Origin of the sequence: Vibrio sp. 779(2023) (genome assembly GCF_033344285.1) — a bacterium.
GTDB classification, from domain to species: Bacteria; Pseudomonadota; Gammaproteobacteria; order Enterobacterales; family Vibrionaceae; genus Vibrio; species Vibrio alginolyticus.
In genome coordinates, this window is the sequence record NZ_JAWPOM010000001.1 from 110,997 (window position 1) to 132,305 (window position 21,309).

At 46.0% G+C, this 21,309-nt stretch carries 13 protein-coding genes; 5 read left to right on the forward strand and 8 right to left on the reverse strand.

Annotated elements, in window-relative coordinates:
• Positions 1 to 9 precede the first annotated feature (9 nt).
• Positions 10 to 3,999, reverse strand: coding sequence for a pullulanase-type alpha-1,6-glucosidase (gene pulA, locus R8O70_RS00475; protein WP_318183987.1), 3,990 nt, complete (start codon positions 3,997 to 3,999; stop codon positions 10 to 12).
• Positions 4,000 to 4,545: 546 nt separating this feature from the next.
• Here pulA and R8O70_RS00480 point away from each other — a divergent pair.
• The 3 genes from R8O70_RS00480 (at position 4,546) to pdxY (ending at position 7,043) form a co-directional block, all read left to right on the forward strand.
• Positions 4,546 to 5,742, forward strand: coding sequence for a tetratricopeptide repeat protein (locus R8O70_RS00480; RefSeq protein ID WP_258625388.1), 1,197 nt, complete (start codon positions 4,546 to 4,548; stop codon positions 5,740 to 5,742).
• Between the two features lie 141 nt (positions 5,743 to 5,883).
• Positions 5,884 to 6,072, forward strand: a complete 189-nt coding sequence (locus R8O70_RS00485) for an AbrB/MazE/SpoVT family DNA-binding domain-containing protein (RefSeq protein ID WP_017634469.1) — start codon at positions 5,884 to 5,886, stop codon at positions 6,070 to 6,072.
• A 101-nt stretch (positions 6,073 to 6,173) separates the two neighbouring features.
• Positions 6,174 to 7,043 (forward strand): pyridoxal kinase PdxY, encoded by an 870-nt coding sequence (pdxY, locus tag R8O70_RS00490; RefSeq protein WP_258625389.1) that lies wholly within the window; start codon positions 6,174 to 6,176, stop codon positions 7,041 to 7,043.
• A 65-nt stretch (positions 7,044 to 7,108) separates the two neighbouring features.
• On the opposite strand, the gene sstT is transcribed toward pdxY, so the two are convergent.
• The 7 genes from sstT to malT all read right to left on the reverse strand — a co-directional run bounded on the left by sstT (position 7,109) and on the right by malT (position 15,822).
• On the reverse strand, positions 7,109 to 8,326 hold the full coding sequence (gene sstT, locus R8O70_RS00495; protein ID WP_005374821.1) for a serine/threonine transporter SstT: 1,218 nt from the start codon (positions 8,324 to 8,326) through the stop codon (positions 7,109 to 7,111).
• Between the two features lie 356 nt (positions 8,327 to 8,682).
• Complete coding sequence (gene rsgA, locus R8O70_RS00500; RefSeq protein ID WP_005374823.1) at positions 8,683 to 9,759, reverse strand: ribosome small subunit-dependent GTPase A; 1,077 nt, start codon at positions 9,757 to 9,759, stop codon at positions 8,683 to 8,685.
• Between the two features lie 275 nt (positions 9,760 to 10,034).
• Entirely contained in the window at positions 10,035 to 10,343 is a 309-nt protein-coding gene (locus R8O70_RS00505; protein ID WP_046875700.1) for a PTS transporter subunit EIIB, read from the reverse strand.
• Entirely contained in the window at positions 10,333 to 10,947 is a 615-nt protein-coding gene (locus R8O70_RS00510) for an SCO family protein (protein ID WP_006740812.1), read from the reverse strand. The genes R8O70_RS00505 and R8O70_RS00510 overlap by 11 nt, the downstream gene beginning before the upstream one ends.
• A 9-nt stretch (positions 10,948 to 10,956) precedes the next feature.
• Positions 10,957 to 11,382 carry a hypothetical protein gene (locus R8O70_RS00515; protein WP_065646150.1) on the reverse strand — a complete coding sequence of 142 codons (426 nt, stop codon included), beginning with the start codon at positions 11,380 to 11,382 and terminating at the stop codon, positions 10,957 to 10,959.
• 235 nt (positions 11,383 to 11,617) lie between these two features.
• Positions 11,618 to 12,535: a DUF368 domain-containing protein gene (locus tag R8O70_RS00520; RefSeq protein WP_206953128.1), complete on the reverse strand. Its 918-nt coding sequence runs from the start codon at positions 12,533 to 12,535 to the stop codon at positions 11,618 to 11,620.
• 578 nt (positions 12,536 to 13,113) lie between these two features.
• Positions 13,114 to 15,822 (reverse strand): HTH-type transcriptional regulator MalT, encoded by a 2,709-nt coding sequence (malT, locus tag R8O70_RS00525; RefSeq protein ID WP_005374834.1) that lies wholly within the window; start codon positions 15,820 to 15,822, stop codon positions 13,114 to 13,116.
• 734 nt (positions 15,823 to 16,556) lie between these two features.
• Between malT and R8O70_RS00530 the strand changes: the two genes are divergently transcribed.
• Together R8O70_RS00530 and malQ are read left to right on the forward strand one after the other, a co-directional pair.
• Entirely contained in the window at positions 16,557 to 19,010 is a 2,454-nt protein-coding gene (locus R8O70_RS00530) for a glycogen/starch/alpha-glucan phosphorylase (protein ID WP_170897371.1), read from the forward strand.
• 117 nt (positions 19,011 to 19,127) lie between these two features.
• Positions 19,128 to 21,308, forward strand: a complete 2,181-nt coding sequence (gene malQ / locus R8O70_RS00535) for a 4-alpha-glucanotransferase (RefSeq protein WP_005374838.1) — start codon at positions 19,128 to 19,130, stop codon at positions 21,306 to 21,308.
• Position 21,309: the final 1 nt, after the last annotated feature.

The following is a 21,309-nucleotide window of genomic DNA, read 5'->3' on the forward strand; positions in this document are numbered from 1 at the left end:
CTGGAGAACTCAGTTCTTCGTGACGGTTACGATTGGCGCTGACTGGTCAGCCGCATTGAAATGGAAGTTGTAATTTCCTGCTTCTGCAATCGCAATTTTCAGGTTTGCACTACCGCCACCGACTTCCATCGTTAGCGCTTTACCAAGCTCAACACTGCCTTCGCCACCGAAGTTGGTGTCTGCTGCCCAGTCTGCGCTCGCAACTTTCATCTCGTAGTTGCCCGCCGCTAGGTCAATGTCTAGCGAATAAACGTCATTTGCAACATAGCTGAACTTCGCTGTTGAGTCTTGTGCTGGAGCATCCCATGTAGTGATAGTGCCACGTAAGTAAAGTGCTGTTTCACCGAATGTTGGTGCATCTGCTGATTTGGTCACTGACACGACCGGTTTTTCTACGCTTTCATCTTGAACATGCAGCGCGTTCAGAGTGAAGTTGTACTTACCTGTTTCAGCAACAGACAGCTTACAGTTACCTTCTGAACCTAAGTCTAGTGAACCAGAAGCTATATTCGCAATATCACAACCGATGTTTGGATTTGCCCAACCAGAGTCCGCGAATTTGAACTCGTGTTCACCAGCTTCAAGAACGCCAGTTACAGAGTACATACCGTTGCCAATAAAGGTCATCGCCCAATCACTGCTATCAGACCACTCGTTCATCGTGCCTTTCACGTAAACAACGGTTTCGCCGTAAGGAGGAATGCTCGATACGTCTTTGTTATCCGTGTTTACTGGTAGGCCAGCACCTTGTGCGCCGTTTTGTGGCTGCACGAATACCGCTGTTGTCAGTGCTGGTACTGTGAACGTTTCATTGGTGAAGCTTGCACCTTTCACGATGTCATCCGCAGAGTTTTGTTGAACTTCATGTAACTCGAAACCAGTTGCGCCAGCAACTTTGAAAGACTTCTCAGTTGATGTTGAGTTCACAACGGCCACGACAGCATCGTAGTTCGAATCTAAATCGGCACCTGCTGATTTACCATCGTCGATAGACATAACGATCAAGCCTTCCACTTGGTCTTTACCAACGTTGCGGAAGTCAACACGGTTCATGACTTCTTGAGCGGTATCTAAGCGGAACAGTTCACTTGAACTACGGATTTTTAGTAGTTCTAGGAATTGTTGTTTGGTTAGCTCAATGTCGGTTGCATCTGGCTTCGCTGTCGTATCAGAAACGATCTTCTTGATCAGCTCCCAGTTTGCGCCGTCTTTGTCTTCACGAGGCAGACCTACGTTCCAGTTGTTGTCACTGCCGTCGAAGAAGACGCGGTTGAACCAGTCACCAGAATCGTAAGAGTCGCGCTGCATGGATTTAGAGCGCAATAGCTCAGAACCCATGTGGATGAATGGAATGCCTTGACCAAGCATCACCGTTGATAGGGACACAGACTGCATACGTGCACGCTCGGCAGATGAAGTGCCTGTCGCAATCTTGTAGGCGTTGTTATCCCACAATGTTTGGTTGTCGTGCTTAGACACGTAAGAGATGTTCTCTGATGGCACTTTTGTGTAGCCTGCAGGCGCACCATTGTAATCAACGTTCTTACCCAGTTTGGTTTCGCCTTTGTAATCAAGAAGGATGTAGTCAGCCAAGTTACCAGCCATACCTAGACGAACCAGATCTTGGTTGTGTAAACGACCATTCACCGATTCTGCGTCAGTTTTGGTTTCTTCGTTAGGGTAAGCAGCATTACCAAAGCCTTGGTTAAAGCGAAGTGGGTGCTTACCTTCTGAATCTACACCGCCATCAAACGGGCTTCCGCCACGAACTGCGTCACGCAGACGATCAGAGAAAGTACCGATTTCTGTCCCTGCCATGTTGACTTGTGTCGCCTGATCGAAGCGAGCGTTTTGCGCGACTTCACCAAAGTCCCAACCTTCGCCGTAGAACAGAGTATTCGGATCAATTTCACGGACTTTTTCAAGTGCGTAAACCATCACATCTTTCGGCTGGTGGCCCATAAGGTCAAAACGGAAACCATCGACTTTATAGTCATCCGCCCATACCATCAATGAGTCAACCATTAGTTTACCCATCATCAAGTTCTCGGTTGCGGTGTTATCACAACAGGTTGAGTTTTCGACGCCGCCAGTGTTGACGTTTAGGCGGTGGTAGTACCCAGGGACAATCTTATCCAGTACTGATTTTTCGTTCACACCAGATGCATTTGTGTGGTTGTACACGACGTCCATGACCAGTTTCAGATCCATTTTATGCGTCGCTTGAACCATTTCGCGGAACTCAAGAATACGCTTAGACCCGTTAGGATCGGTCGCATAACTGCCTTCTGGCACGGTGTAGTGGTAAGGGTCATAACCCCAGTTGAAGCTGTCTAGCATGCGAAGATCGTTCATCAACGCTTGTGCTTTGCCCGTTGTTGGGTCGTAGCTATTTAATACCTCTTCAATTACTTTGCCGTCATCTTCGGTCTCACAAATGGAGGCTTCTGGCTTGATGCCACAAAGTTTACCCACGGTGTCGGTGATATCGACTCGCTGGTCAGCGTCTTCATCCACGGTTGCAATATCAAATGCTGGCAAGATATGTAGCGTTGTTAGGCCAGCATCTTTTAAAGCTTGTAAGTGAGATACAGACTCACGCTCAGGTTCTGTAAGCGCCAGATATTTGCCATCAAGACTTGGTGTGCCTTTGCTGTCGTTAAAGCTGAAATCACGAATGTGTGACTCGTAAAGGACGTGGTCTTCGTCTTTTTTAACCGTTGGGCGTGCGTAGTTTTTCCAATCTTGAGGCATTAAGCTTGGATCATCTAAATCAACCACTTGTGAGTATCGTGAGTTCTTAGACAAGCTCATTGAATATGGGTCTGTTACCAAACGCGTTTCAACGACGCCAGTTGTTGGGTGGTATACCTTAACTTGGTAGCGATAGTATTTGTTGACAACGTTGCTTTGTGCCTCAGAAACCCAGATACCTGTTGCTGGGTCTTCCGTCATGGCAACGGTCGCTTCTTCTGCTAAGTTTTCATCGTAGATTATCAGATCAACATCTTGGGCAGTTGGTGCCCATAGTTTGAAGGTTGCGGCACCGCCTTCCACAATCGCACCGAGTTCTTGACCGATCGCGTTACCTGTCTTGGAATCGGCAAACACCGCATCCAAAACGCCCGGTTTTTGCACTTCAGTTGCAGAAATGACGTCACCATTTGCGTTGTAAGCCACCATAACGATTTGTGACTTCAGGATCGTACGCAAGGTCGCGTCATCGACATCGATACCCGCAGCTTGAAGGCTAGCAAGGTGACGGAAGCGTGATTTCAGACCATCAGACAACTCACCAGCCTTTGTCAGCTCAACCGCTGTACCGCCAGAGATTTGCTTATCTTCATCCATTTTGATGTCATTGCTAAGGCTGTAGAACAGCTTCATGGAATCCGCATTGGCCGCCGCTTCCCACGCGATGGTGTTGGCGTCTAACCAATGGGCTTTTTGACCATCAATATCAACAGGGCGCTCTTCTATTGGCTCGTAGTAAAGTTCACTGCTGCCGTGGAAGCCAAACAAACCTTTCGATTCGCCGATTTTCGTCAACTCTACTTTTGAGTTTGCGCTGCCGAACGCTTTCTCATCACCTTTGTGCAGAATGAAGTTCATGCATTCGTGTGGGTCAGAGGCATCTGGGTTCACTTTCAGTACGTAGTAAGCACCGTAGGTGTCGTTGATGCCATCGAATGGGTGTGGCGCAGACCAATCCGTTCCTGTTCCCGGAATGCCCATTGCGTCTAAATCTGTGCTGGTACAGCCCTCACCGTTCCATAGGTGCAAGCCCCAACCTTCGTAGTCGCTTGCTGTTGAAGCTGATGCTACATCACGTTTGTAATAAATGACGACTTCGTTCTCTCCCGCAGGGTACAAGCCTGAGCCAGGGTTCGTCGTATCTTCGTTCGTGCTATCACTACCACAACCGCTGATTACCGCGACGGAAATCAAAGGCAGTACGGTTTTGGCAATTGTTGATAATTTAAATGTCTTATTGTCCACGTTTACAAATCCATTGTTATTGAATTGATATTGAGCTGCGCGCTGCCTTCGCTGACTCAATCATCAAGAAGGTTTTGCACACGCTAGAAAGGCAGATGCCAAAAAAGGAAATGTTCAATTAGATGCTAATACACTGAATCATCAGCAAAATGTGAGAGCAGGCTGTTAAGTTTTTTACAGGTGCAAATTTTCTGTCACAGTCGATTTTGTTCACAAATTAAATAATAAAACAGGCGCATAGTGAGAGATTCTGCACATCATTAAAATGTAAATTTTTATGGGATGAGTAAGGGGGGATGATAGGGGATGAGAATGTCTCAGCCCCAAAACCGTGATTAAGTTCTATAAAAATGAGGGCTATATTTTTCTTTTAAAAATAAGTTGCAGTGATTTTGAATAAAATACCGCCATTAAGTCTTCGCACGCTTCAGATTTTCGCTAAGTGGTCGTTATATAATGAAGGTAGTCGGCGTTACGTCGGCGCGTAATCATAAGATTTCCCTGAAAGGGAGTTGAATTGGGCCCTGAAACCAAAAGAGGCTATTTATGAGTAGTATGGGCATTGCCATTGCGGCAACTGGCCTTTCACTCGTCCTGATATTTGTGTGGATGATCTCGTTGTCGATGCGGAAACAGAGACTCGAGGCAGAGAGGAAAGCTCGCGAAGCCGCTTATCGAAAGGCGATGCATAAAGCGCGAGAGCAAGAGCGTAAAGAGCGAGAGTTCAAAGCAGAAACCGGGCATATCCCCACCATTTTATTTCTAGCGAAAGAAGCCGAAAAGGACAACATTCGTCAAGCGCTGTATTGGTATGATAAAGCAGCTAAATTGGACAATGTGACGGGGATGTACGGCATTGTTCGCTTAAGTGAACGCATGCGCGAAGATGTGATTTTAAAAGAGCAGGCAAACTTCTGGCGTACCGCAATTGCGGGAATGGAAGGGGATACCGAAGCGAAATTTTCGACGGGCAAGGCCTTGGTCTTTGGTCGAGGAACTGAAAAAAATATCCCAAAAGGTAACCAACTGATTGAAACTGCCGCCGAAGAAGGCTGCATTGATGCCATGATTTATATGGGGGAATGGCAGCTTTCACCAGACAATAGTGCAGGACGCAGTGCAGATGCGCTTTACTGGTTTATGAAAGCGGCGGAAAAAGACAGTGCAGATGGCAAGATCCAAGTCGGCTTATGTTACCTAAATGGCATTGGTACAGAAAAAAGCATGGTTAAAGGTTGCTACTGGCTGGAACGGGCCGCGGAAGGTGGCAGTGCTAAAGCGATGTATCATGCTGGCGAAGCGTGGAAGGATAAAGGTAAAACGGGTAATGCAATTGCTTACGTTTGGCTGTTTCTTTCTGCCAATATGGGCTACCAACCTGCGCGTACGTTGCGTGATGAAGTGGCGACCAATATTGGTGTTGATGTTGTCGTTGGATTGCAGTCCATAGCGAAGCCGTTGCAAAGAAAGCTGGCCTCAGGAATGGTGAGAAAGCACTCTATTATTCGAGCCCTTAACAAAGTGTACAAACGCGAAGCGTATTTTCCTGCGGAAGAGGAGCTCAATGCGGTGTTGAATGATGAGAATAAAGACGCCTCCGAAGCTTGGGAGGATACATCAACACTAGATTTTCAGCCTAACATGACAACGGTAACAGCAGAAGACCAGGCAAGCACATCGCCCAACGAAAAAAAACTTTCTAAAGAGGCGCTCGATTTCACTCAAAACTTCCTTCAACCATAACCTATCTTATCCAGAAGCCTCAAGATTGAGGCTTTTCTTTTGCTCTTTAAAATGTTACGCCAAATCCAAGTCAGCCCAAAGTATTTGAGGCTAGACATCCAATGACGTGAAAACTCATTTTCGACATTTGGAGGACGAAAGATGATAAGTCAACCTGTTAAAATCGGTGACGACACCGCCGTAGTCATTCCAAGCGTAATCCTGGCTCAACTCGGGATAAGGGAAGGAGATACCCTAGAAATCGCACTGAATAAAGACAAAATGGAAATTAAGAAGATGGTGTTGAAAACCAGCGCTCCAACTTACTCTGAAGATATTGAGGAGAATTGAGTTAGAGAATCTTGGTTTGTCGGATACACTACTGGTTTCGCAAAACTGGCGCTTGCCGCTGTCTTTGAACTATCGATAACTACAATAAGAGGTAAGGTACTATGCAAGGTATCCTCTCTATACAATCTCATGTTTCTTTTGGTCATGCTGGTAACAGCAGTGCCGTTTTCCCAATGCAACGTATGGGCTTCGAAGTATGGCCGATTCATACCGTTCAATTTTCTAACCACACGCAGTATCAAGAAGGCTGGACTGGGCGAGCGTTTGCGGCTGAAGACATTAGCGAGTTAGTTAGTGGTCTTAGTAACATCGGTGCATTGGAAAAGTGCCGAGCGGTGTTGACGGGCTACCAAGGTAGCGCAGAGCAGTGCCTTGCTGTTGAAGAAACCGTGACGAAGGTGAAGCAAGCGAACCCGAAGGCACTTTATATTTGCGACCCTGTGATGGGCGCGCCAGACAAAGGCTGTATTGTGGCGCCGGGTATTGCAGAAAACTTGTTAAACCGTCTGATGCCAATGGCAGATGTGATCGTGCCTAACCAGTTCGAGCTAAGCCAATTTGCAGAGATGGAAATCCACTCACTAGACGATGCGATCACGGCATGCCAACGTGCACTAGCGAAAGGTCCAAAAATAGTGCTAGTGAAGCACCTTTACTGCCTAGAGAATGGCAGCTTCAACATGTTACTGGCAACGCAAGAAGGCATTTACTTAGCGAAGCGTCCTCAGTTTGAGTTTGCCAAACAGCCTGTGGGTGTGGGTGATCTTATCTCGGCTATCTTCACCGCGGGACTCTTAAAAGGCTGGTCTCCTAAACAAGCTTTCCAACATTGTCACGACGCGTGTTACGGGGTGTTGAGTGCAACGTACCATGCGGGTGAGTGGGAACTGCAAACTATTGCTGCGCAGCAAGAGTTTGTTGAACCAAGCAAACACTTCCTGATTGAAGAAGTGGCTTTGGTCACCGCGTAATTGAGCGCAATTAAACAAAAAAGGGGAGCCATCATCGGCTCCCCTTTCTATTTGTTCTGTCAGTCTTACTGAGCTTTTTGCTGCTCTGATTTACAAACTGCTGCCGTAAAGACAACGTCTGTTGAGCTGTTTAGCGCAGTTTCTGCAGAGTCTTGAATCACACCGATAATGAAGCCAACCGCTACAACCTGCATTGCTACGTCGTTTGAGATACCAAACAGACCACACGCAAGTGGGATAAGTAGTAGCGAGCCACCTGCAACACCTGATGCGCCACATGCAGAAACCGCAGCCACAATACTGAGCAGTAGCGCAGTCAGTAGATCAACTTCAATACCCATAGTGTGCACAGCTGCAAGCGTTAGCGTTGTGATAGTGATTGCAGCACCAGCCATGTTGATGGTCGCACCTAGAGGGATAGATACTGAGTATGTATCCTCGTCCAGTTTTAGCTTCTCACATAGTGCCATGTTTACTGGAATATTCGCCGCACTTGAACGAGTGAAGAACGCAGTTACACCACTTTCACGTAGACAACGGAATACAAGTGGGTAAGGGTTTTGTTTGGTTTTAACGAACACGATCGCTGGGTTTACAACGAGTGCGATGATCATCATTGCGCCAAGAAGAACCGCCAGAAGGTGTGCGTAGCTTGCTAGTGCGCTAAAGCCCGTTGTCGCAAACGTTGAAGCAACCAAGCCAAAGATACCAAATGGTGCAAGACGAATGATAAAGCGCACAATGTGAGACACGCTGTGGCTTAGATCTTCAAATACGGCCTTCGTTGTTGCCGATGCGTGGTGTAGTGCAAGACCCAGACCCACACCCCAAGCAAGAATGCCGATGTAGTTTGCTTCTACTAGTGCATTTACTGGGTTGTCGACCAGTTTAAACAACAATGTGCGTAGAATTTCAGCAATACCTTGAGGAGGCGTTGCACCTTCAGCGCCGGTGACAAGCGTTAAATTGGTCGGGAAAAGGAAGCTTAGAACCACTGCTGATAGCGCCGCGAAGAATGTACCCATCAGGTACAGTACAACGATTGGGCGCATGTAAGTGTGTTGGTTTTTCTTTTGGTTTGCAATTGAAGCGGCAACCAAAATAAACACAAGAATTGGCGCGATCGCTTTAAGCGCACCGACAAAAAGGCTACCAATTAATCCCGCGCTTTCGGCATGGCTTGGAGAAATTGTCGCGAGCAAAATACCAAAGACGATACCGACAAGGATCTGGACGACGAGGTTACCACGAGCATATCGGGCAACGAGGCTGTTGTGTTGCATACATCATTCCTGCAATTTTATGCCAGAGTGGCAGGGCAATAGTCCATCATTACACGGCGATAATGCCCTTGTATTGCAAGGGGTGAGCATTGCTTCTGGTCACTAAGACACATGATTATCAATTATCCTGTTTTTATAAATTCAGCCATTTTCTTGCTGAATATCACATATCTTAGCTTGGTAATATTTTGTGTCTAGTTTTAGTTTGTTTTTGGATTAAATGTTTGCTCAATGTTATTTAAATAAGATTTTTATGTTGAAAATTATCATTAGTTATGAGTAATGGTTTTTAATAAAGTTGTTAAAAAGGAGACTTTCGTCTCCTTTGATTTTATTGACAACTCAAACGCAACAAATTAATAACTTTGTTGGCGCCTGCGCTTATCATTCATGGCATTGCGAGCAAGTTTACCGAATTGTCGACTTTGTGCTCGTTGCTCTGCCAAAGTCGCGCCGTTAAAGGCTTGTTCTCGCGTTAGTTTTTGATAGTTATTGAAACGACGAACCTCAAGTGTGCCATTTGCAATCGCAGTTTGAACTGCGCAGCCTGGCTCAGTTTGGTGCTTACAATTGCCAAAGCGACAACGCTGAGCGAGCGCCTCAATGTCAGAAAATGCCTCACTGACCCCCGATTCACAATCTGCTAGTTGAAGCTCGCGCATTCCCGGAGTATCAATCAAGATGCCGCCATCAGGTAATAGATGGATAGAGCGCGATGTAGTTGTATGTCGCCCTTTGCTATCGTCTTCACGAATATGCCCAGTTGCCTGTTCTTGTTGCCCGAGTAATGCATTAACAAGAGTTGATTTGCCAACGCCTGAAGAACCGATAAAAGCGAGGGTTTGTCCTTCTTTGCACCAGGTCATGAGTTTAGAAGCACTCTCTATTTCTAAGCCGTTGACTGTCTCTATAGCTAATAGAGGGTCGAGCTTCTGTACTTGGCTTTTTAGTTCATCAGTATTGTCACACAAATCGGCTTTGGAAAGCACGATGACGGGTTCGACTTCGGCTTCATGAGCCAAGGAAAGATAACGTTCAATACGACTTAAATTGAAGTCGTCGTTAAGGGAACAGACGATAAACACTGTATCCACATTGGCTGCGATGAGTTGCTCTGCCACTTTGCTGCCAGCGGCTTTGCGGCTAAAGAGGCTCAAGCGATCCAGTAAGCGAACAAATTGCTGATCTTCATTTAAGATTACCCAGTCTCCGACGGTCATATTGGGTAAAGAATGGTGGGCATTAAGATGAACTTGCCCAGTTTCTGTTGCCAATAAATAACCACTTCGGTGATGCGCAATTACACGAGCAAAGATAGTGTTGTCGTAATCGTCTAATGTCAGTTGTTGCTGAAAAAATGGTTTCCAACCCAATTGTTTTAGAGGGTTTGAAGTTGAAACTAATGTGTCACAAAAAGTATGTGTTTGATTCATTATTGAATTATCCCAGACGCAACAAAGCGCCTTAATACAAATCGCATTAGGGTCTAATTCGGATAGAGTTGACCCCGGTGAAGACCGGGCAGAGAAGGGGAGTTGTGGCTATGCCACGTAATAGGTGCGGTTAGGGTTACCCTTGCGATGCCCAGTTAGTGTTATTCAATACAATCATCATGTGTCCTCTTCGTTGGTTAATAAGTAAGTGAATTAATTAAGCCAAGAGAGTATAGCCGCCCTTTTTCTTAGAGGGTAGCTATACTGCGAAAATATTAGCTTTGTTTGTTGATGCGCTCTTCCATTATCTGCGAATACGTGTTGGCTTTTAAGCCGTATATGATTTGGACATGACGCTCATCCAGTATCACGACGCCATGCGCGCCATGATTTTTGAGTGCATTTTTATCGATGATGGACGTCGTTCTAAGGGTAAGACGCAGCCGAGTCGCGCATGCTCCAGTTTCTAGCAGGTTTTCTATCCCCCCAATGGCGTCAATGATCGTATCGACGTCTTGTTCGACATTGGGGTTGGTTTGAGTTAGGAAACTGAAAAACTGTTTCAGCACTGACTTAACTGTCATTTGAGGAGCCTTCAGTCGTCAGTTTTGAAATGGCTTCAACAATCGGTGCCGGCGAGAGTGTATGCGGTACCTTGGTGATTAACGTGCCATCCGGCTTCAAGAAGTAAAAGTAAGAGCTGTGATCAAGCGTGTATTTGAGCTCCGAGCCTTCCAATTCGGTTTTTCGGAAAATAACACCATAGTTGTGTGCCAAAGGTGTGGTTACATCAAGCGGTGCCGATAGGCCTTCAATCATTGGATGGAAGTAATGGGCATATTTCGCCGAGGCATCGGCCTCATCACGCTCTGGATCTAAAGAAATGAACATTGGGCGCAGTTGCGCTTTTTGCGCTTCATCGATCTGATTTAGGGCTCCTGCTAGCATAGCAAGCGAAGTTGGGCAAACATCTGGGCAGCGAGTAAAGCCAAAATAGACGACTCGAATGCGAGGGTCATTCACATCGAAGATATTGACGGCTTGGTTATTTTCCCCAAACAATACCGTCTGTTGAGAGGTGGAACTATCCACTTGCTCTGGCTTCGTTTTCTGATTATCTAAATAGCTTTTTACGCCAAACCCGAGGGCGAAAGCAACTACGAGAAATAGGGACCAATTGCGGCTCATAACGATTCCTTATCTTTGCATTTTTATAGCAGGGTAAACGGTATTCTCTCCATCACTGAGTTCACCAACCCAGGTCATGGCGTCTTGAGTGCAAACCGGCAGAATGATGTCACCTTGATATCGACCGGAAGCGACTTGCTTCAGTAAAAACTTGGGTTCTCCCATCTCCATTTCTCTTCCTGAAAGGCTTAGGACTAGTTGCTCAGCATCGCTTGTGTGCCACTCAACATTCAGAGTAGTGGGTACCAAGGGTTGAGCAGTATCTGCGTTGAGCGTCATCGTAACATTCTCTTGAACGCACGAGGCAGTAGAGAGAAAGCAATATTCATCTATCGGTTTGATCGGAGTGGATGAAGAAAAGCTTTTTAGTAAAGTTGGGGCATAAAATCCCGCAACCAGTGCGGCTGAAACAGCGGCGATTTGTAACACTTTCATTAAGGTTCAGCATTTATCACTTAACATTACCTGCATCGTAGCACAGAAGCGTCATTCGCCAACTCGTGGCCTAGATAAATTGTGCGTTGTGCCTCGATGACAGAGATCAAAATAACCGCGCGGTGTAGGGGGTGTTGAATCAAACCCATAAAGATTTTCTCTTAGCCAACAAACAAGAACGAAGCCAATTGGCTCCGTTCTTGTTTGTTGATTCCGTATTGATTTGATACCGCAGTTACTTGTCTGAATCTGCAAATTTTTCGAGGCTCAAAACCAGCGCAATGGCAGCAAGCATCATCACAACGGCAAGCACTAACTGAGAAGGTTGTGATGTCACGTGTTCAAATTCAAATGGTGATAGGTTGTGCTGTAGCAAGGGCACTTGCTCACCCTTTGAATTGGTGCGCCAAGTGATGGTTTCTTTCCAAGGCCAAATCTTTGGCAACGTACCAATCATTAATCCAGTCAAAAACATCAGAGTGAAATCGCGGAACTTGCGTAGTAACCACGACAATAGGTGCGAAAAGGACAGCAAACCAATCACACAACCTGACAAAAACAGCGCCAATGTATCGACTTGGAAACCTTTCACGGCGGCTAATACTGGCGCATACATCCCAATCAATAACAAGATAAAGCTGCCAGAGATGCCCGGTAAGATCATCGCGCAAATCGCGATAGCACCAGCGAACAATGTGTTAATGGCCGTTGGTTCCATGTGCAGAGGTTTAAGCACGGTGATGCTGTAAGCAAACCCGACACCAACAAGTAGAGTCACAAAGCGGATAAGATCACGTTGTTCAACCTGACGAATAATGTGATAGACCGATACCAAAATCAGACCAAAGAAAAATGACCAAAGTGGGATGGGGTGTGTGTCAAGAAGCCAAGTGATCAACTTTGCTAGCGTAGCAATGCTGGTGAAAATACCGGCAAACAGAGCGATTAGGAAGAATCCGTTGATGTGATTAAACGCGGCTTTAAACCCTTCTTTTCGCCAGGTAGAGAAAAGTGAGGGGTTAATGCGTCGAATGCTTTCAAGCAGCGTATCGTAAATACCAGTGATAAACGCGATGGTGCCGCCAGATACACCAGGTACCACATCTGCTGCACCCATGGCGATTCCCTTGAAGAAAGTAATTAAGTAGTTCATTGCTCTAATGCTAAGTCGTTTCGATGGCAGAGAGTATACAAACATTGCGATGAAAAAAGTATGAAATAGTGCTGTAACTACTTGGTTTTATATCCAATCTATTGCCTATCTTTATTACCCGCCAAGAGACAATGCCGCCGTAACGAGCTTTTAATGCTTGGTTTACATTTTTGAGATGATTAACTCTACTATCAATTATCAATCTTGGTTGCATTATGCAATTGCAATTTGCATTATAGAATTGCATTTTGATAATTTGCGCGTGAATAAATCCAGCTTATATGAGATCTTGTGCCCAAAAATAAGTCTTTTCATTTTGGCATGATTAATGCATAATACTGCTCGACCCTTCTTAAGCCGAGGGTCACCTAGCCAACTGACGTTGTTAGTGAATACAATTTGTTCACACTAAATATAAGCCAATCGCGATTATTGCGGTTGGCTATTTTTTTATATGAACAACGTTACTTACGTGCTTTGCAAATTGCACTTCTCTTTCTGTCAGTCATAAAAAAGGGCTGACGTGTTACGTCAACCCTTGTGTTTTACTTTACGTTTTAACCCGTTTATCTAGCAGTTCAGTATCCCATTAACTGTAGCAAATTTTCAGCTGTCACAATGGCTTCTTTACGATTAGCAATATTAAGCTTTTGGTACAGGTTGCGAATGTGGGTTTTAATTGTCGTACCTGCCACATCCAGCTCTTGTGCGATTTGCTCGTTACTAAAGCCTGAATAAATCAGCCCCAGAACCTGCCATTCGCGTTGTGTTAATGGGCTGGTACGTACTAGCTCTGGCACATTAGGGTGATTCACCAACTTTTCAATAAAGTCTTCATCAAAGTGAATCGACCGGCTACGTTGATTCGATGAAATGTCCTTCATTAACTGTTGAGCACGGTGACGCTCAAGATCGCCCAGTTCATGGCGGAGGCTCAACTTCTCCAGCAGACCGCCAATGGTTGCACCATCAATCAGGAAGTTTCCGACCATGCCAGTTTGGTTCGTCATTACTAATGCTTCTTTTAACAGAGCCTTGGCTTGCTCCTCATCTTTTTGGCGAGCAGAAAGGACTGCTTCAACCACTAAGTTGCGATTAGTATCTGTGATTAGGTTAGTGCGACGAGCTTCACCTTGGAGAAAATCTAACGCAGCACGAGCGTCGGTATATTGGCCTAAGTTAATGTGGGCGCGAGCAATGTTACGCCATTGCAATTGAGAAAAGTGGTTGCATGCCGATTCAGGACGAACCGCAGTGTTGAGCCACTCTTGCATTGCATCGGTATTCCCACGCGCTTGCCAAAATAGAATCAACGATAGTGAAGCGTTTGCAGTCCAATCTACGTGGTAAGTCGACTGTTTCATCAAGTGTTGGATGTGCTCAATGAATTTACCGGCTTTGTCTAATTCACCGCGTCCAATCGCAATACGCGCCAACATCGAATAGCTATGTAAGTGCTTGCTTGGTGAATGGTTTTCGAGAATTTGCAGACCTTTGTACGCGCATTCTTCCGCTTCATCAAGTCGGTTCCAGCACCAAAGTACTTGCGCGCGAATACGCAGCAAAAATTCATGAAGAGGAACATGCTGAAGCTGCTGATCTTCAATCAGACGGAATGCGGAATCTTGTAGTTCAAAGGCAGCTTGCACGTAACCTTGTGCAATTAAAATCTCGCTTTGCTGCAATATTGCCCATAACGCTTGGTGATATACCTGGTACTGACGAGCTAGCTTTTCAGTTTGTTGCATCATTGGCAAAGCACGGTCTAGTTTACCTAGCACGTGGTTAACTTCACCAACAACCGAAGTCGCCACAATTCGGCTACGGTAAATTGTGTTATCAAGTTGGCTAAGCGCTAACTCCGCTAATTCGAGAGCTTTTTCTGGCTGGTTACTGTTGATAGCCACTTGAGCAAGCAACGCGTTTGCTTGACCTTGATAATGAATATCTAACGCAATGTTACGCTTTTTGTGTTCCTCTTCCGCTTCTTCAAGCAGGTGGCCCACTTGGTTATAACGATGCTGACTTTGAGCCAACCATGCTCGGAGCATCGTAAGTTTTGGGTGGCTGAACAACAGATCATCGTCCAACTTGTTAATTGAGCTTTCCAGTGTGCTGAGTTCGCCTTGGTTAAACATCTTCCAGCCGAATTCGTTTAGGATCTCTACCACTAAGTCCTTATCATTCGATTTTTGTGCATGATGAATCGCTTGGTGTGGTGCTTTTTGTTGTAACCAAGCGATAGCAGCATTGCGGTGGAGATCTTTTTCTTGCTGAGGAATACGAGCTTGGCGCTCATGAGATAAAAACTCGCCAAATAAGTTATGGAACCGGAACCAGTTCTGTTCCCCTTCGAGCGGGTAAATGAATAAGCCGTAACGGTTAAGCGATTCAATCATTCCCAGTGCGTCTTCGCGTTGGGTAAGGGCAAACACTAGCTCATCATTGAAGTGGTCAAGCACGGATACTTGCATTAAAAAGTGACGAGTTTCGTGATCGAGTAAGTCAAACACTTCTTCGACCAAGTAATCCCACAAGTGCGCGTGATTGAACTGCGATACCGACTCTACAGTTTGCGCCAATGTGCGGTTTTGATGTTGGGCTTGTAATGCGATCAACTGCATCGCCGATGGCCAACCTTCAACATAGGTTCTTAGGCTGTTCGCCATGTCTTCATCAATACCATCGGCGATACGCTGGTTAAAGAAGCGAGTGGTTTCTTCGGTATCAAACGCCAACATCTCGTTGCCAATTTCGATCATTAAATCACGAACACGTAAGTTTGCAGTGCCTAGAGGCGGCGCTGCACGACTGGTTACCACAACGGTGAGGTTGTCTGGCATGTGCTTTAAAAAGAAACGCATGGATTCATGGATTTCATCATTCGTGATTAAATGGTAGTCATCAAGCACCACGTAGCACTCTTGATGAAAGTCAGCCATTTCTGCGAATACTTCGCTAAATAGGGAGCGTAAAGACGAGATCTGACGTTTTTCCGCCAGTTTTTGTGCGTTAGCGCAACTGAAGTTGGTGGCTTTGTTTAATGCTTGAAGCAGATAGTTTACAAAGCGAAAGCCGTCGTTATCGCTGTCATCAATGCTGTACCAACCGACGTTTGGCTTATCGGATAGCCACTGCGCTGCCATTGTTGTTTTTCCGTAACCTGCTGGGGAGCGGAATAAAACCAATTTGTAGTAAGGCGCTTGCTGTAGTAAGTCCAACACTCGTGGGCGCACGATGGCATTGTGCAGGCGTCCTGGTCGAGTAAGCTTAGATGGAATCCACATTAGTAGTTATGTCCTTATTTATGTATACCCAAATGACAGCAACGTGATCATTCTAGTAAAGCCCCCTTGAAAGCCGTCTTACTGAATGATGTCATCAGCATCAAAAACACTGTTTGAATGCCGGATAATGTCGCTACTGTTGGGGCTTGCGTCCGTCTGAAAAACCATTCCATACGGTCACTTAGATATAAAAGCTAGCGAAAACTAGAAATAACTCACATCGCCTAATTCTAGTTTGTATAAAAAGCGTACAATCCTGTGAGCTGAGTGGGATGTTACGACATCAGAAATGTTCGTTACTTTGATCCACTTCCTAATTCTCAAGGGTTGATGGATTTACCATCAACTACGCCCTTTATTTGTGATTGTCGTCACTTAAATATCGTTTGTTTCGTTAGCGTTAAGATCGCGTTGCACATAGATTACGAAAAGTTCTTCTACGCTGACCGAGTTAATGTGACCGATATTACAATTTTCACATCATCAGATGAGTGGACTATAAAAAGCGTCATGAACGGGTTTTAACCTTTCTCACATTCCATTGTGATCAAAATCACTAAGAACTGGTGCAAAGTTCACTTTGTTGAGATTTGGATCACTAACCTAGCAATGGTACCCCCTCTACGCCCTCAGCCCTCCTCCTTCAAAGGATGAGAATTAGGAGGATGTTTATTCACAGAGGTAAATGCACGATGTATGGCAGATGAATTACCAAAAGACGTGAGAATTTCGTAATGAAACCTACTCAACAAAAACAATTTGACAAGAAGTCGTTCCAAGAAAGCGTAAAGAAACACCTATCTGTAACTTACGCTCATACGATTGAAAACGCAGACAGCCGCGCATGGTACCTAGCAATGGGGCATGCTCTGGCTGAATTTACTACTCTAGATTTGCTTGCGACAGAAGAAGATCCACGCATTAAAAGTGCGAAGAGCGTTAACTACCTTTCGCTAGAATTCCTTATCGGTCGTTTGACTGGTAACAACCTAATCAGCATGGGTCTGTACGAACAAGTAACAGAAGCAATGGCTGAACTAGGTTACAACCTAACTGATCTGCTAGAAGAAGAGCGCGACCCATCATTGGGTAACGGTGGCCTTGGTCGTCTGGCTGCGTGTTTCATGGATTCATGTGCGGCACAAGAATTCCCAACTGTCGGCTATGGTTTACATTACGAATACGGTCTATTTAAACAGTCATTCAAAGATGGTCGCCAGCAAGAAGCACCTGACGCATGGCGCGGTGTAGAAGGCTACCCTTGGGAAATTGCGCGTCCAGAACTTGCGCAAGAGATCGGTTTTTACGGTCACGTTGAAGTGATTAACGAGAACGGTAAAGAAGTTCGCAAATGGGTACCAGGCATGACAGTAAGAGCAATGCCTTGGGATCTTCCAATTGTGGGTTACGAATCAGACACGGTTTACCCGCTACGTCTTTGGGAATGTCAGGCGATTGCACCATTCTCACTAGCAAGCTTTAACAATGGTGATTACTTCGAAGCTCAGCACGCACTGATCGACGCAGGTAACATCACTAAAGTGCTTTACCCGAACGACAACCACGAGAAAGGTAAAACACTGCGTCTAATGCAGCAGTACTTCCACTCAGCAGCGTCTGTACGTGACATCCTACGTCGCCACGAAGCTGCGGGCTACTCGCTAGCGGATCTACCTAAGCAAGAGACTATCCAGCTTAACGATACGCACCCAACGATTGCGATTCCTGAACTAATGCGCATCCTGATGGATGAAAAAGGTTTAGCTTGGGAAGCTGCTTGGGAAATCAGCTCTAAGACATTTGCGTACACCAACCACACGCTACTTCCAGAAGCACTAGAGACATGGCCAGAGTCGCTAATCCAGCACCTGCTACCACGTCATATGGAGATCATTTACGAGATCAACCACCGCTTCCTACAAGACGTACGTGCAATGTGGCCGGGTGATGTCGCGAAGCAACAGAAGCTTTCTATCATCGAAGAAGGTTTCCACCGCATGGTTCGCATGGCAAACCTATGTGTAATCGGCTCTTACGCAGTAAACGGTGTAGCAGCACTTCACTCTGAATTGGTTAAGAAAGACCTATTCCCAGAGTTCCACGAAATGTACCCGACACGTCTACACAACGTAACGAACGGTATTACGCCACGTCGCTGGTTGAAGTTCTGTAACCCAGGTCTGTCTCAGCTTATCACTGAGAAAGTCGGTCCAGAATGGCCAGCGAAACTAGAGCAACTTGAAGGTATTGCGAAGTACGCTACTGACGCGACATTCCAAAAAGAATTCATGGCAGTGAAGAAAGAGAACAAAGAACGCCTAGCAACTTGGGTGAAAGAGAACATGGGTATCGAGCTCGATACTAATGCAATCTTCGATGTTCAAATCAAGCGTCTGCACGAGTACAAACGTCAGCACTTAGACCTTCTACACGTACTGTCTCTGTACCATCGCATTATTAACGAACCAGGCTTCGAATGTGTGCCTCGCGTTGTGTTCTTCGCTGCGAAAGCAGCACCGGGTTACCACCTAGCGAAAGAAATCATCTTCGCAATCAACAAGATTGCAGACAAGGTGAACAACGACCCTCGCATCGGCAACAAGCTGAAAGTGGTCTTCATTCCTGATTACCGTGTGAGCATGGCTGAAATTATTATTCCTGCGGCGGATGTATCACAACAAATTTCACTTGCGGGTAAAGAAGCATCAGGTACTGGTAACATGAAGATGGCGCTTAACGGTGCCCTAACGATCGGTACTATGGATGGTGCTAACGTTGAGATTCGTGAAGAAGTAGGCGATGAGAACATCTACATCTTCGGTCTAGACGTTGAAGGTGTGAAAGCGCTGAAAGCTCAAGGTTACAACCCATTTGATTACTACAATGCGGATCACCTACTCAAAGCGTCTATGGATCTACTACTGGGTGAAGAATTCACTCCAGGTCAACCAGGCTTACTGCGTGCAACGTATGACAGCCTACTAGACGGCGGTGACCCGTACTTATGTCTTGCGGACTTTGCATCTTACGTGAAAGCGCACGAAGACATGAGCGAACAATATAAAGATCAAGCTGGCTGGGCGAAGAAGGCCATTCTTAATACCGCCCTTGTTGGCAAGTTCACGTCAGACCGCTCAATCCGCGACTACGTGAACAATATCTGGAAACTTGAAGCGGTGAAACGCTAATAGAACCTAGTTAAGACCAAGGTAGCCAAGCGCTACCTTTGGTCATTTTCCAAAAGAAGTTATTGATAACAATAAAACCCTACATGGAAGGTGTTGGTATTACCTTCGGAGAAAGCGATGAAAGAACAAACAGCATTAAAGAAAGTCGCGGAAATGGCGAGATTGGCTGATAGCTATGTCAGTGCTTGGGGAGATGAGGCTAAAGTGTCTGAGGAGACGCTACGCCGCTTGCTCGCTTCGCTTGGCTACGATACTAGCAGTGATGAAAAACTACTGGCTTCTGCTGAAAAGAAACATAAAAAAGACGTACTAGCCCCTGTTCTTGTTTTACGCGACGGCGAACCAGTCGAAGTGGAACTAAACCTAGGTACGAGTGCTCGTGAGAGTGAATTCAGCTGGCGTTTAGAAACAGAACAAGGAGAGGTACTTGAAGGCTATCTTCAGTCCCAAATTGTTCGTGATGAGCGTGCTGAGGGTGGCCCTCTAGTGTTTGCATTGCCAAAGAACTTGGCTTGGGGTTATCACAAACTGATCATCAGTCGTAAGCGTCGTAAAACACCTTACGAGATGTCATTGATCATTACGCCGAAAGCGTGTTTCAAACAAGACGATCTAAACCAACACAAAAAGCTATGGGGTCCTAGTATCCAGCTTTACACACTGCGTACTCAGCATAACTGGGGCATCGGTGATTTTGGTGACCTAAAACAACTGGTGAGTGATATTGCCTCTCGTGGCGGTGACTTCATTGGCTTGAACCCGATTCACTCGCTGTTCCCTGCGAATCCAGAAGGGGCAAGCCCATACAGCCCGTCTTCTCGTCGCTGGCTGAACATCATGTACATCGACGTAAGCTCTGTACCTGAGTTCGCGCTAAGTGCAGAAGCACAACAGCGAGTGGGTAGCGCAGAGTTCCAACAACGTCTACAAAAAGCGCGAGACTCTCATTGGGTGAATTACACCGAAGTTTCACAACTAAAAATGAGCGTTCTTCCGCTGCTATTCAGTGAGTTTAAAGCTCGCCATTTAGACAAGAACACCGATCGCGCTCGTGCCTTCTTGGACTTTGTTGAAAAAGGCGGAGACAGCTTGCTACACCAAGCTGCATTCGATGCACTTCATGCTGATTTACATGCAGAAGATGCAAACATGTGGGGTTGGCCTGTATTCCCTGAGAAATACCGCACATTCGACGCAGCTGGTACTCAGAAGTACATTAAGGACAACCAAGATCGTGTTCACTTGTACATGTACCTGCAATGGATCGCAGACGATCAAATCAAAGAAGCACAAGCGCTAGCCGAAGAAAAAGGCATGGCTGTGGGTTTGTACCGCGACCTTGCGGTTGGTGTTGCAGATTCAGGCAGCGAAACATGGGCAGACGAAGGCGCGCTAGTATTGGATGCAAGCATCGGTGCGCCGCCGGATGTACTTGGTCCACTAGGCCAAAACTGGGGTCTGCCTCCGCTTAACCCTCAGGTTTTAGAAGCGACTGGCTACGACGCTTATATCAAATTGCTACGTGCTAACATGAAGCATTGTGGTGCATTGCGTATCGACCACGTACTTGGCCTGCTTCGCCTTTGGTGGATTCCAAAAGGCGAGAAAGCGACAGAAGGCGCATACCTGTACTACCCAGTTGAAGACATGCTAGCAATCCTAGCGTTGGAATCTCACCGTCATCAGTGTTCTGTAATCGGTGAAGACTTGGGTACTGTACCTGATGAAATCGTTGATATCCTTCGTGATGCGGGTGTGCATTCGTACAAAGTCTTCTTCTTCGAAACATCAAAAGACGACGGTGGTTTTATTTCTCCGAAGCATTACGCAGAGCAGTCTATGGCGGCATTGTGTACGCACGATATGCCAACACTACGCGGTTTCTGGCACTGTGATGACTTGAAGATGGGGCGTGAGATTGGTTTGTACCCTGATGAACAGCAGTTGGAAGGCCTATTCGCTGACCGCTTGAAGTGCAAACAAGGTATTCTAGACAGCGTTCGCTGGCATGGCTATCTGCCAGAAGGCATTGGTCATGATGCTCAGTACGTGCCAATGGATTCATACCTAAGCGAAGCGCTGCAACTGCACGTAGCTGCGGGTGACTCTGCACTGCTTAGCGTTCAGCTTGAAGACTGGCTAGAAATGGATCAACCGGTCAACATTCCTGGCACGGTGGATGAGTATCCAAACTGGCGTCGTAAATTGTCGATGAACCTAGATGAAATCTTCAGCCGTGAAGATGTGAATCGTATTTCTAAACGCCTTACTGAAGTTCGCGCACAGGCGAGTAAGTAAG